11 protein-coding genes are annotated in these 13,011 nt (G+C 73.6%); 7 read left to right on the top strand and 4 right to left on the bottom strand.

Translation table 11 applies throughout. The features are described 5' to 3' along the window. Positions 1 to 94: 94 nt before the first annotated feature. From ABZX65_RS30475 to fxsA, 6 genes are all read left to right on the top strand, one after another. A complete protein-coding gene (locus tag ABZX65_RS30475) occupies positions 95 to 1,336 on the top strand; it encodes an FAD-binding protein (RefSeq protein ID WP_355347136.1) in 1,242 nt (413 codons plus the stop codon). Between the two features lie 90 nt (positions 1,337 to 1,426). After that, positions 1,427 to 1,867 carry an Lrp/AsnC family transcriptional regulator gene (locus tag ABZX65_RS30480; RefSeq protein ID WP_355347139.1) on the top strand — a complete coding sequence of 147 codons (441 nt, stop codon included), beginning with the start codon at positions 1,427 to 1,429 and terminating at the stop codon, positions 1,865 to 1,867. Positions 1,868 to 1,973: 106 nt separating this feature from the next. Then, on the top strand, positions 1,974 to 3,629 hold the full coding sequence (locus tag ABZX65_RS30485) for an amidohydrolase family protein (RefSeq protein WP_355347142.1): 1,656 nt from the start codon (positions 1,974 to 1,976) through the stop codon (positions 3,627 to 3,629). Between the two features lie 744 nt (positions 3,630 to 4,373). Then, entirely contained in the window at positions 4,374 to 5,987 is a 1,614-nt protein-coding gene (gene lnt, locus ABZX65_RS30490; RefSeq protein ID WP_355347145.1) for an apolipoprotein N-acyltransferase, read from the top strand. After that, on the top strand, positions 5,987 to 6,751 hold the full coding sequence (locus tag ABZX65_RS30495; RefSeq protein ID WP_355347148.1) for a polyprenol monophosphomannose synthase: 765 nt from the start codon (positions 5,987 to 5,989) through the stop codon (positions 6,749 to 6,751). Before lnt ends, ABZX65_RS30495 begins: the two co-directional genes overlap by 1 nt. 152 nt (positions 6,752 to 6,903) lie before the next feature. Further along, positions 6,904 to 7,506, top strand: coding sequence for an FxsA family membrane protein (gene fxsA, locus ABZX65_RS30500; protein ID WP_355347151.1), 603 nt, complete (start codon positions 6,904 to 6,906; stop codon positions 7,504 to 7,506). Positions 7,507 to 7,679: 173 nt separating this feature from the next. Here the strand turns inward: fxsA and ABZX65_RS30505 are convergent, their stop codons facing one another. Both ABZX65_RS30505 and ABZX65_RS30510 read right to left on the bottom strand, forming a co-directional pair. Next, positions 7,680 to 8,054: an RNA polymerase-binding protein RbpA gene (locus tag ABZX65_RS30505; RefSeq protein ID WP_093713023.1), complete on the bottom strand. Its 375-nt coding sequence runs from the start codon at positions 8,052 to 8,054 to the stop codon at positions 7,680 to 7,682. Between the two features lie 256 nt (positions 8,055 to 8,310). Beyond that, positions 8,311 to 9,006: a hypothetical protein gene (locus ABZX65_RS30510; protein ID WP_355347219.1), complete on the bottom strand. Its 696-nt coding sequence runs from the start codon at positions 9,004 to 9,006 to the stop codon at positions 8,311 to 8,313. Positions 9,007 to 9,205: 199 nt separating this feature from the next. Here ABZX65_RS30510 and ABZX65_RS30515 point away from each other — a divergent pair, with 199 nt between their 5' ends. Beyond that, a complete protein-coding gene (locus ABZX65_RS30515; protein ID WP_355347155.1) occupies positions 9,206 to 10,717 on the top strand; it encodes a PLP-dependent aminotransferase family protein in 1,512 nt (503 codons plus the stop codon). A 264-nt stretch (positions 10,718 to 10,981) separates the two neighbouring features. Here the strand turns inward: ABZX65_RS30515 and ABZX65_RS30520 are convergent, their stop codons facing one another. Together ABZX65_RS30520 and ABZX65_RS30525 are read right to left on the bottom strand one after the other, a co-directional pair. Then, on the bottom strand, positions 10,982 to 12,616 hold the full coding sequence (locus ABZX65_RS30520) for a hypothetical protein (protein ID WP_355347158.1): 1,635 nt from the start codon (positions 12,614 to 12,616) through the stop codon (positions 10,982 to 10,984). A gap of 193 nt (positions 12,617 to 12,809) precedes the next feature. Continuing rightward, positions 12,810 to 13,004 (bottom strand): hypothetical protein, encoded by a 195-nt coding sequence (locus ABZX65_RS30525; protein WP_188279792.1) that lies wholly within the window; start codon positions 13,002 to 13,004, stop codon positions 12,810 to 12,812. Positions 13,005 to 13,011: the final 7 nt, after the last annotated feature.

Genomic DNA, 13,011 nt, shown 5'->3' on the forward strand with positions numbered 1-13,011 from the left:
GCCGGGCAGGGCCCCGCCGACCGGTGGAAGCGGCTCGGCAGAATGCGTGGCGACGTGATGCGTGACGGGTGGCGGCGTAATGCGTGACGGTGGGATGCGGACCAACTGGGCCGGGAACATCACCTTCTCGGCGGAACGGGTGCACCGCCCGGAGTCGACCGGCGCCCTGCGCTCCCTGGTCGCCGCGAGCCGCCGCGTGCGGGTGCTGGGCAGCGGCCACTCCTTCAACGACATCGCCGACACCGACGGCGCCCTCGTCGAACTCTCCGGCCTGCCACCGGAGATCGACATCGACAGGGCCGCGGCCACCGTCCGCGTCGCCGCGGGCGTCCGCTACGCCGAACTCGCCCAGCGGCTGCACGAGTCCGGCTTCGCGCTGCCCAACATGGCATCGCTGCCGCACATTTCGGTGGCGGGCAGCGTCGCCACCGGCACCCACGGCTCCGGCAACGCCAACGGCGGCCTCGGCACCTCCGTCAGCGCCCTCGAACTCGTCACCGCGGACGGCGAAGTCGCCGTGCTCAGCCGGGACAAGGACGCCGACCGCTTCGACGGCGCCGTGGTCTCGCTCGGCGCGCTCGGCGTCGTCACCGCCCTCACCCTCGACCTGGTCCCCGACTTCGCCCTCCGCCAGCACGTCTTCACCGGGCTCGAACTGGCCGACCTGGACGGGCACTTCGACGCGATCACCGGGGCCGCGTACAGCGTCAGCATGTTCACCGACTGGCGCGCGCCGCGCTTCGGGCAGGTCTGGCTCAAGCAGCTCGCCGACGCGCCCGCGCCCGAATTCCCCTGGGCCGCGCCCGCCACCGGGCCGATGCACCCCGTCCCCGGCGCCGACCCGGTGAACTGCACCGCGCAGCAGGGCGTGGCCGGACCCTGGCACGAGCGACTGCCGCACTTCAGGCCGGGATTCACCCCTAGCAGCGGCGCCGAGTTGCAGTCCGAATACCTGCTGCCCCGCGAACACGCCCTGCCCGCGCTCCACGCCCTCGCCGCGCTCGGCGCCGATATCGCGCCGCTGCTCCAGATCTGCGAAGTGCGGACCGTCGCCGCCGACCGGCTCTGGCTCAGCCCCGCCTACGGGCACGACTGCGTCGCCTTCCACTTCACCTGGGTGCCGGACACCGCCGCCGTCCTCCCCGTCCTCGCCCGCCTCGAACAGCGCCTCGCGCCGTACGCGCCGCGCCCGCACTGGGGCAAGGTCTACGTCGCCGACGCCGCCGAGGTCAGGTCCCGCTACCCCCGTATGGCGGACTTCCGGGCGCTGGCCGCCGAGCTGGATCCGGGCCGCACCTTCAGCAACGCCCACCTGGACCGGCTGCTGCCCGCGTGAGCGCGACGGCGACACCCGGCCCGGGATGTGACCGAACCGTGCACATGCATACGTAACGCGGCGCTGTGCCTATGGGTAAGGTCATCCGCTATGGAGGAGTTGGACCGGCACATCGTGGAACTTCTCGTCGCCGACGGGCGCATGAGCTACACCGACCTGGGCAAGGCCACCGGCCTGTCCACCTCGGCGGTGCACCAGCGCGTGCGCAGGCTCGAACAGCGCGGGGTGATCCGCGGCTACGCGGCCATCGTCGACCCCGAGGCGGTCGGCCTGTCCCTGACGGCCTTCATCTCCGTCAAACCGTTCGACCCCAGCGCCCCCGACGACATCGCGGACCGCCTCGCCGAGGTCCCCGAGATCGAGGCGTGCCACAGCGTCGCGGGCGACGAGAACTACATCCTCAAGGTGCGGGTCTCCGCCCCCATCGAGCTGGAACACCTCCTGACCCGGATCCGCACCCTCGCGGGCGTCTCCACCCGCACCACGGTCGTCCTGTCCACGGCGTACGAGGCCAGGCCGCCGCGCGTCTGAGCCGTGAGTCCGGCCGCCACGGACCCGCCGTCACGGGAGGCGCGCAGGCGCAGGGGGCGCCACCCCGGAGTCCGGCGCGCGCCCCGACCGGGGGAGACTTGTGCCCATGCACCGCACCTCCACTCCGCAGCCCCCCGCCACCCCCGCGCCGACCGGCACCGTCCTGCTCCGCGGCGGCGCCGTCTACAGCCCCGCCGACCCCTTCGCGACCGCGATGGTCGTGGACGGCGGCACCGTCGCGTGGGTCGGTTCCGAAGGGGCCGCGGACTCCTTCGCGGACGGCGTGGACCGTGTCGTCCAGCTCGAAGGGGCGCTGGTGACCCCGGCCTTCACCGACGCGCACGTGCACACCACCGCCACCGGCTTCGCCCTCACCGGCCTCGACCTGTCCGGCGCCGCGTCGCTGGCCGACGCGCTGACCCGTACGGCCGCGTACGCCGCCGAGCGGCCCGCCGACCGCGTGCTGCTCGGCCACGGCTGGGACGAGAGCCGGTGGCCCGAGCGGCGCACACCGACCCGCGCGGAGCTGGACGAGGCGGTCGGCGGACGACCCCTCTACCTGACCCGTACGGACGTCCACTCGGCCGCCGTCAGCACCGCGCTGCTCGACCTGGTGCCCGGCGTCCGGGACGAGCCCGGCTTCGACCCGCAGGCGCCGCTGACCCGCGACGCGCACCACGCGGTACGCCGCGCCGCGTACACCGCCGTCACCCCCGCCCAGCGCGCCGCCGCCCAGCGCGCCGCGCTGCTGCACGCCGCGGAACAGGGCATCGGCGCGCTGCACGAGTGCGCGGGCCCCGACATCTCCTCCGAGGACGACCTCACCGGCCTCCTCGCGCTGGCCGCCGCCGACGCCGGGCCGCGGGTCTTCGGCTACTGGGCGCAGGCCGCGTCCACCCCCGCCGACCTCGACCGGGTCAGGGACCTCGGCGCGATCGGCGCGGGCGGCGACCTCTTCGTGGACGGCTCGATCGGCTCCCACACCGCCTGCCTGCACGCCCCGTACGCCGACGCGGCGCACACCGGCGTCAGCTACCTGGACGCCGAGACCATCGCCCGCCACCTCACCCTCTGCACGGAAGCGGGCCTCCAGGCCGGTTTCCACGCCATCGGGGACGCGGCGATCGGCGCGGTCGTCGACGGCGTACGGGCCGCCGCCGCGGCCGTCGGCCTGGAACGCGTCAGGGCCCTGCGGCACCGCGTGGAGCACGCCGAACTGATGACCCCCGACACCATCGCGGCCTTCGCCGAATTCGGCCTCGTGGCCTCCGTGCAGCCCGCCTTCGACGCGGCCTGGGGCGGTGAGGACGGCATGTACGCCGACCGGCTCGGCGCCGACCGGGCCCGCGACCTCAACCCCTTCGCCGCCATGACCCGTGCCGGGGTGCCGCTGGTCCTCGGCTCCGACAGCCCCGTCACCCCGCTCGACCCCTGGGGCGCCGTCCGCGCCGCCGCCTTCCACCGCACCCCCGAGCACCGCGTCTCGGCTCGCGCCGCCTTCAACGCCCACACCCGTGGCGGCTGGCGCGCCATCGGGCGGGACGACACCGGCGTCCTGGTCCCCGGCGCCCCCGCCGACTACGCCGTCTGGGACAGCGGCGACCTCGTCGTCCAGGCCCCCGACGAACGCGTCGCCAACTGGTCCACCGACCCGCGCTCCGGCACCCCGGGCCTGCCCGATCTCACCCCCGGACGCCCGCTTCCGTCCGCCCTGCGCACCGTCGTCGGCGGCCGTACCGTCTTCGAGCGGCCGAACGGGTGAGCATCGCTCGGCACATGCGGCCGAACGGTGTGCCCTCGGCCTGTCGCGGTGTGTCGCAGGGCCCCGCACTGACCTGCTGATTTGGCGAAACCCCGCAGGTCAAGGGGGTGTTGACAGCCGATGGTCGGAGGCGAGTAGGTTCGGCCAAGTCCACCACAGGACGTCGGACCGGGGGCCCTCCGCGGTTCTGTCGACCGCCGCTGGGCCATGGGGCGCCGCGCCGCACGTGCACGCCGCCACTGGCAGCCAGGTCCAGCGTCAGCGGCGCCGGAACGCGTACGCGCCCCGGTCGGCAGGTGTGACCCGGGAAGGGCCCGGACGCCCAGTAGACAACGGCCTTGGTACTGACCCGCAGCCAGCGGGTCCCAGGTCGGCCCGAAGGGCGTCCGGGCCCGTTCCGTTGCCCTCCCGCAGTCTGGGGGTCCCCCCGGACGGAGTCTGGGGGAGGGTCCCAGGTCGGCCCGAAGGGCGTCCGGGTCCGTTCCGTTGCCCTCCCGCAGTCTGGGGGTCCCCCCGGACGGAGTCTGGGGGAGGGTCCCGCGTCGGCCCGATGGGCGCCTGGGCCCGTTCCGCTGCCCTTCCGCTCTCTGTTCCGCGGCCTGGGGGTCCCCAGACTTCGTCCGGGGGTGCCCCCAGGCGGGTGGGGCGGGGTACCGTCGCCTTCATCACCACTTCACCTGCAAGAAAGGCCGCGACGTGCGCCCGCGACCCGACACCGTTTCCGCGGCGACCGCGGTTGAGCCGTTGACGGAGCCGTCAGCGGCGCCAGGGGTTGGGGCGGAGGGGAAGGCGTCGCGCCGCGAGCGGTTCGCGGCGGCGGCGCGGGCGGCCGCGCCCAGGTCGGCGGTGGCCGCGGTGAGCGGCTGCGCGCTGGCGCTGGCGTTTCCGCCGTACGGGGTGTGGCCGCTGTCGGTGGTGGCGGTGGCGGCCCTGGCACTGGTGCTCGAGGGCAGGACGGTGCGCCAGGCGGCCTGGCTGGGCTTCGCCTTCGCGTTCCCCTTCTTCCTGTGGCTCCTGGTGTGGCTGCGCTCGGTGATCTGGCTGGCCGTACCGCTGCTGTCGGCGGTCGAGGCGGCGTACCTCGTGCTGATGGCCGCGCTGATCGTGCTCGCCCGGCGGCTGCCCGGCTGGCCGCTGTGGACCGCGTGCCTGTGGGTCGCACAGGAGCTGGTACGCGACCGGCTGCCGTTCGGCGGCTTCCCGTGGGGGCGCCTGGCGTTCGCCAACACCGCCTCCCCGTACACCCCGCTCGCCGCGCTCGGCGGCGCCCCGCTGGTGACCTTCGCGGTGGCGCTCAGCGGCACGCTGCTGGCCGCGGCGGCCCTGGCCGGGTACCGGGCGTACAAAGCCCGCCGCGCCGCCGTCCTGCCGGGCGTGACCGCCCTGGCCCTGTCGGTGGCCGTCCTGCTGTCCGGCCTGCTCGTGCCGGTGCACACCAATGCCGTCGGCCACGTGCGCGTCGCCGTCGTCCAGGGCAATGTGCAGCAGCCCGGCATGCACTTCCTCGGCCGACCGATGCAGATCCTCAACAACCACGTACAGGCCACCCTCAAGCTCGCCGCCGACATCGAGGCGGGCAAGGTGCCCAAGCCCGACATCGTGCTGTGGCCGGAGAACTCCTCCGACCTGGACCCCTTCACGTACCCGGAGGCGTACGACAAGATCACCGAGGCCGTGAAGGCGGTGGGTGTGCCGGTGCTGGTCGGCGCCCTGGTCGACGGCCCGGACGAGGACCACGTGCAGAACGAGGGCATCGTGTGGGACCCGGTCACCGGCCCCGGCGCCCACTACACCAAGCAGCACCCGGTGCCGTTCGGCGAGTACGTGCCCTTCCGCAAGGCGCTGACCAAGGTCGTCCCGATGCTCAACCAGATCCCGCGGGACTTCTACCCCGGCAAGGGCACCGGCGTGATGCGGATCGGCCCGGCCGAACTCGGCGACGTGATCTGCTTCGAGGTCGCCTACGACGGCATCGTGCGCGACACGGTGAAAGCCGGGGCGCGGGCCCTGGTCGTCCAGACCAACAACGCCACCTACGGCCGCACCGGCCAGCCCGAACAGCAGCTCGCCATGTCCCGGCTGCGCGCCGTCGAGCACGGCCGCGCCATCGTCACCGCCGCGACCAGCGGAATCAGCGCGATCGTCGCTCCTGATGGCAAGATCGAACAGCAGAGCGCGGAGTTCACCCAGCAGGTGCTGAGTGCCGACATCCCGCTGCGCGACGAGATCACTCTCGCCGACCGCGTCGGTACGTTTCCTGAGTGGTCACTCGCTATTGTTGGGCTCCTGTCCTGTGCGGTCGCCTTCGCGCTCGGCAGGCGCGACCGCACACGCATGGGCATGGCAAAGGGGCAGTAGTGAACGACGGCGAGCAGCGGAGCTTCGGGCCGCTCGGCAAGGTTCTGGTCATCATCCCGACCTACAACGAGGCCGAGAACATCAAGCCGATCGTGCAGCGGGTGCGCACGTCGGTACCCGACGCCCACATCCTCGTCGCCGACGACAACAGCCCGGACGGCACCGGGAAGCTCGCCGACGAGCTGGCGGGCGCCGACGAGCAGGTCCACGTCCTGCACCGGCAGGGCAAGGAGGGCCTGGGCGCGGCGTACCTCGCCGGCTTCCAGTGGGGCATCGACCACGGCTACGGCGTCCTGGTCGAGATGGACGCGGACGGCTCCCACCAGCCGGAGGAACTGCCCCGGCTGCTGACCGCGCTCAAGAGCGCGGACCTGGTGCTCGGTTCGCGCTGGATCCCGGGCGGACGGGTCGTCAACTGGCCGAAGTCCCGCGAGTATCTGTCGCGCGGCGGCAGCACCTACTCCCGGCTCCTGCTGGACGTCCCGATCCGTGACGTGACCGGCGGCTACCGCGCCTTCCGCAAGGAGACCCTGGAAGGTCTCGGCATGGCCGAGATCGCCTCCGCCGGCTACTGCTTCCAGGTGGACCTCGCCTGGCGCGCGGTCAAGGGCGGCTTCCACGTGGTCGAGGTGCCGATCACCTTCGTCGAACGCGAGCGCGGCGACAGCAAGATGAGCCGCAACATCGTGGTCGAGGCGCTGTGGCGGGTCACCGCGTGGGGCGTGGGCTCCCGGGCGGGCAAGATCGTCGGCCGCAAGGCGTAAGGCCGCTCACGGCCCCCTGAGCCCCTTCGTGGGGTATGCGGGGGCGGGACGCGCGGACGTGCGCACGGGCGTCCGCGGGAATCCCCCGCGGAACCCGAAGAGGGAAGCGTCCACCGATCCGGTCTTTACCTGATCTTTGGCACACTTGAGCTATGACGATGAGCACTCCGCCCTCTGTCCGTCCGCAGCAGCCCGGCCCGCGGCGACGGCGCCGTTCGCGCGTCCGCACCATCCTGCCGCTGGCCGTCGCGGCCTGGGCGGTGCTGGAGATCTGGCTGCTCATCGTGGTGGCGGGGGCGACCAGCGGGCTGACGGTCTTCCTGCTGATCGTCGCCGGGCTGATACTGGGCGCGAGCGCGGTCAAGCGGGCCGGGCGCAGCGCGTGGCGGAATCTGACCGCGCAGGTGCAGGCCGCCCAGGCGCAGGCCGCGCGGGACCCGAACGCGGCCCCGACCCCGCCCGCCGAGAGCAAGGGGCGCAACGGACTGGCGATGCTCGGCGGCCTGCTGCTGATCATCCCCGGCTTCCTCTCCGACGCCGTGGCGCTGTTCCTGCTCTTCCCGCCGACCCGCAGGCTCATCGGCAAGGGCGTCGACCGGCTCAACGCCCGCGCCCTCGCGGCGCGGCCCGCCGCCGGGGAGCCCGGCTCCGTCGGCGACCTCTTCCAGCAGGCGCGGGACGCCAACGAGCAGATCCGGATCCACAAGCCCGACGGCAAGGTCATCCAGGGCGAGGTCGTCGACCACCGGGACTGATCACGCGCGCGGGTCCGGCGGTCCGCGCCCCGCGGATCTCGGGATCAGCGCCGCGCCACTCAAAAACCCGCCGGGGGCGGAGCAGGTGCTCCGCCCCCGGCGGGGAAGTGTCGGGGGGCCTTGGTCCCCGGGGAGGTGATCCCTGGGGCGCCCCCATGGGTGAGCCCGCGCTGTCAGGCGCTCTTGCGGTTGTCGCGCGGATGCACGGCGATGTTCATCGCTCCGGAGCGCAGGACGGCCAGCCGTTCGGCCAGCACCTCCTCCAGCTCCTCGAGCGTGCGCCGCTCCATCAGCATGTCCCAGTGCGTGCGCGCGGGCTTGGTCGTCTTCTCCTCCGGGCCCTCTCCGTCCACCAGCAGGGCGGTCTGGCCGCAGGCGCGGCACTCCCACTCCGGCGGAATCTCGGCCTCAACCGAGAACGGCATCTCAAATCGATGTCCGTTCCGGCATGCGTACTCAACGGTCTGGCGCGGGGCCAGATCGATACCGCGGTCGGTCTCGTAGCTGGTGGCCCCGAGTCGCGTGCCGCGGAGAGCTCGCTCACTCATGAATCGTGCCTCCCGGGCTTGGTCGCCCACAGGACAGGTGTCGCTGTCGTCGTCATCCGGTCAACGTCCGGTCGGCGGTGAAGATTCCCGTTTAGGGAGATGCGTCGCCCGTCGTGTCGCCCCTGTTTGTACCCACCGGTGCCCGGTTTGTCACATCTGAGCGGAGATGTCACCCGGTGTCGTCATATCTTTTGCGTGCAGTAACGGTCAAGCTGCTGGGCCAACCGCGTACACTACCGGTCCGCACCGCCTCCGGCTAAATCGGATCGACCGCAGCGCGTTCGGGCGCGTCCCGACGAATCACCGCAGAAGCGGGCATTACGTCCGGGGTCGAGCCCGCGTCAGCACCCGAATTCGTATCCGAATTCACCTCCCCGTCGCTGGTCGCGTCCGTGGCCCCGTCCCTGTTCGCGTCCTTGGTCACGCTCGGACCCGGCGCTCCCTCCGGTTCCGCGAAGACCCGCAGGAAGAACTGTGCGAGCGGGCCGATGGCCAGCGCGTAGAGCACCGTACCGACCCCCACGCCGCCGCCCAGCGCGAAACCGGCGGCCAGCACGGTCACCTCGATGCCGGTACGCACCAGCCGTACGGAACGGCCGGTCCTGCGGTGCAGGCCGGTCATCAGGCCGTCGCGCGGACCGGGGCCGAAACGGGCGGTGATGTAGAGGCCGGTCGCCAGGCCGTTGAGCGCCACCCCGGCCACCAGCAGCGGGACGCGTACGGCCAGGGCCTCCACGTGCGGCACCAGGCGGCAGGTCCCGTCCATCGCCAGGCCCACGACGAAGACGTTGGAGACCGTGCCGAGGCCGGGGCGCTGCCGGATCGGCCACCACAGGAGGAGAACGGCCGCGCCGACGACAATGGAGACGACGCCGATGCTCAGTCCGGTCAGCCGGGACAGCCCCTGATGGAAGACGTCCCACGGGTCCAGGCCGAGCGCGGCGCGGATCATCAGCGCTGAGCTGGCCCCGTACAGGACCAGCCCGACGTAGAGACGGACGAGGCGGCGGTACGGGACCGGCGAGAGCGACGGGTGCGGGAACGACGAGAACAACGGAACCCCCCTGGCGGACGTGTTGGCGCACATGCCACTCTGTGGCCTGTAAGTGCTTCGGATCCACGGCCAATCTGTGGAAGGTGGACTGATTTCTGTGTCCCAGTGGACTGCGACGGTCGGCGCCGCGCACCTCGCCCGGCTTCTCGAACCGCGCCCGCGAAGCGGCCGCGGCGCCGGAGCGGCGGCGGGCCACGGGCGGAAACTGCCCGCCTACCGGGGGCTGGCCGACGGGATCAGGCTGCTGGTGCTCGAAGGCCGGGTACAGGTCGCCGCGCGGCTGCCCGCGGAACGGGAACTGGCTCTCGCGCTCGGCGTCAGCCGGACCACCGTCGCCGCCGCCTACGAGGCGCTGCGCGCCGAGGGATTCGCCCGCTCGCGGCGCGGCGCCGGAAGCTGGACGGCGATCCCCGACGGCCATGTGCTGCCCTCGCGCAGCCTGGAGCCGCTGCCGCCGGACGCCGCCGGGTCCGTGATCGACCTCGGCTGCGCCTCGCTGCCCGCGCCCGAGCCGTGGCTGACCCGCGCGATGGAGGGCGCGCTCGCCGAACTGCCCGCCTACGCCGCCACACACGGCGACTTCCCCGCGGGGCTGCCGGTGCTGCGCGAGGCCATCGCCGACCGCTACACCGCGCGCGGTGTGCCCACCATGCCGGAGCAGATCATGGTGACCACCGGGGCGATGGGCGCCATCGCGGCGGCGGCCCGGCGGCTGGTCGGCTTTGGGGAACGGGTCGCCGTCGAGTCGCCCAGTTACGCCAATGTGCTGGAGCTCTTCCGCGAGACCGGCTCCCGGCTCGTGCCGGTCACGCTGCGCGAGGGGCTCGGCGGCTGGGACATGGACGCCTGGCGGCGCGTGCTGCGGGACGCCGCGCCGCGCATGGCGTACGTCATGCCGGACTTCCACAACCCGACCGGCAGTCTCATCGGGGAGGACCAGCGGCGCGACCTGGTCGAGGCCGCGCGCGCGGCGGGCACCGTCGTCGTGGCCGACGAGACGATGGCCGAACTCGTGCTGGACGGTGAGGAGTCGGGGGTGCGGCCGATGGCCGCCTTCGACCGCGGCGGCACCGTCATGACCGTGGGCTCCGCCAGCAAGGCGGTCTGGGCGGGGCTGCGGATCGGCTGGGTCCGCACCACCCCGGACGTCGTACGCCGCCTGGTCTCGGCCCGCGCCTACCTCGACATCGGCTCGCCCGTCGTCGACCAGCTCGCCGTCGCCTGGCTGCTGCGCGGCGGCGGCTGGGACCTGGCCCTCGCGGCTCGCCGCGAGCGGGCCCGCGAGTGCCGCGACGACCTCGTCGCCGCCTTGCGTGAGCACACTCCCGACTGGGACTTCGCGGTGCCCCGCGGCGGTATGACCATGTGGGTCCACACCGGTGACGTGTCCGGCTCGCGGCTGGCCGTCGCCGGTGAACGGCTCGGTGTCCGCGTGCCGTCCGGGCCGCGCTTCGGCGTCGACGGCGCCTTTGAGCCGTACATCCGGCTTCCCTTCACCGTCAGCGGGGCCGCCGCCGTTGAGGCTGCCGCCCGGCTTGCCCAAGCCGCCCACGTCGTCCGCTCCGGCGGCGCCGCCGACGGCGAAACCACCGGCCTCTTCGTGGCCTAGGGCCCCTCTGCGGCCCCCTTTGCGCCGGGGCGGCGCGCCGCTCTTTCAGGGGCGCGGGGAACTGCGCGCCCAGCCACGACGGGCTGTCAGCCCGGACACGACAGCGACTGCCCCGCCGGGGCCGGTTCTCACAGCTCGCCGCCGCGACGGCTGGTCGCGCAGTTCCCCGCGCCCCTACGGGGCACGTCCCGACGTACGGACAGCGGGCCGCCGCGCGGCCAAGAAGAGCGGCTCACCGTCTCGCGCGGCGGGGCGTAGAGGGGGCTAGCCGAGTTCCAGGTCGGCGACGGTGCGGACGACGGCGTCCTTGCGGAGGGCGACGGGGGCCGGTTCGAGGACGGCGGGAGAGGACTCCTCGGGCTCGGGGACCTCGACGGAGTCGGAGTCGGCCTCGGCCTCGGAGGTGGTGGGGAGGAGGCCGAGGACGGCGTCGCGGTGCGACTGGGCGCACTCGTCGTCGTAGGGGTCGGGAGTGGAGGGCACCTGGAGGCGCAGGACGGGCCCGGTGCCGAGCCGGGCGTACCCGCGGCCGGGGGGAACGTCGGCGGCCGGGGTGGTGCGCTGCGGGGCGCCGAGAACGGCCTCGACGTGCTCGGGGGCGAGCGGCCCGAGGACGACCCGGGCCCGGGTCTGGGCGATCACGACGGGCGCCAGCGCTTCCGTGGCGTCGAGCTGGTCGGCGACGGCGACGGCGACATTGGCCGCGCGCCCGTGCCGCAGCGGGACGTCGAGGAGGGTCTGCGGGTCGGGCCGCCCCTCGGCGAGGGCGAGCTGGGTCAGCGCGGTGGGCCGGTCCACCAGGATCCACAGCGGACGGCGTACGTCCTCGGAGACCGGATCGCCGTTCTGCCGCGCCCGGTTGACGGCGATGAGCCGCCGTTCCGTCTCGTGCGCGGCCCACTCGAGGGTGGCGGAGGCGCCGGACAGGCCGCCCTCCACGGCGAGGACGCCGGGCCGCCCGATCAGCGACGCGTACTCACCGGTGCCGCTGCCGTCCACGACCACCACGTCACCGTGGACCAGCGCCTGGAGCGCGATGGACCGCAGCAGGCTGGTGGTGCCGGTGCCGGGCTGGCCGAGCGCCAGCAGGTGCGGCTCGGTGGAGCGGGGGCCGGTGCGCCAGACGACCGGCGGGGCGTCCCTGGTGCCCTCGCCGCCGGTCACCGGCACCGTCCGCTGGACGGCCCCGGCGTCGGTGAAGCCGAGGACCGTCTCGCCGGGCGAGGTGATGAAGCGCTGCGCGACGATGTCGGTCGGCAGCGGTGCCAGCGCGGTGAGGGTGAGGTGGTTCTCCTCCTCGTTCCAGTCGAAGCGGTACTCCCGGCCCCGGCCCGCCTTGGCGTGCAGAAGCTGCTCCACCCGGGCGCGCGACTCGGCCTCGCCGTCGGTGAAGTACGCCGGGTAGCGCAGGTGCAGCCGGGCCAGCCGACCGCCCTGGAACTCGTACTCGCTGAACACCTTCTCCCAGCTTCCCTCGTGCGCGTACAGCGGCGCGGGGTCCCCGGCGTCCGACAGGTACGGCACCAGCGCCTCGTACAGCGCCTGGAGCCGGCCGGTCTCGGCCTCGCTCGGGCCCGCCGGGGCGGCGGGGGTGCGGTCGCGGCCCATCCAGGCGGCGGACGCCATGATCGCGCCGATCGCCAGCAGCGGGCCGTACGGCATCATCACGACGACGACCACGCCCGCGGCGGCCAGCAGCAGCGCGGGGCCGCGGCGGTCCTTGGGGGTGCGGCCCCACCAGCCGCCCGCCCACAGCACCTGCTTGCGCATGCCGCGGGCGATGGTGATGACCGGATGGAGCACGTCGGTGGCGCTGTCTGCCGCGCTGCGCGCCAGATCGCGCCCGCGGACGAGCGCGGGTCGGCTGGTCAGAATGCTGGGAAGGGGACGCCTGGCCACGGGGTGCTCCATGGGTGGTTCGGGTTCGGGCTTCGGGTGCGGGAAGGGCCGCGTGGGGAAGGGCGGCGCCCTGAGGGTGCGGCGGGGGGGACGGGCGGCGGCCGGAATGGACACGGGCCCGGAGCGGACGACCGCGCCGGGCCCGTACTGGAGTGGCCGCCCGCCGGCGACGGCCAGGTCCCGGGCCGGGGCCCTAGACCTTGATCCCGCCCAGCAGGCTGGCCAGGCTCGCGCCGCCCGCCTTGATGCTCGGGGCGATGGCCGTGCCCGCGAGGTAGAAGCCGAAGAGGGCGCAGACGAGGCCGTGGGACACCTTCAGCCCGTCCTTGCGGAAGAACAGGAAGCAGATGACGCCGAGAAGGACGACGCCGGAGATCGACAGGATCATTGGGCTT

Source organism: Streptomyces sp. NPDC003300 (assembly GCF_040610915.1).
Lineage (GTDB): Bacteria > Actinomycetota > Actinomycetes > Streptomycetales > Streptomycetaceae > Actinacidiphila.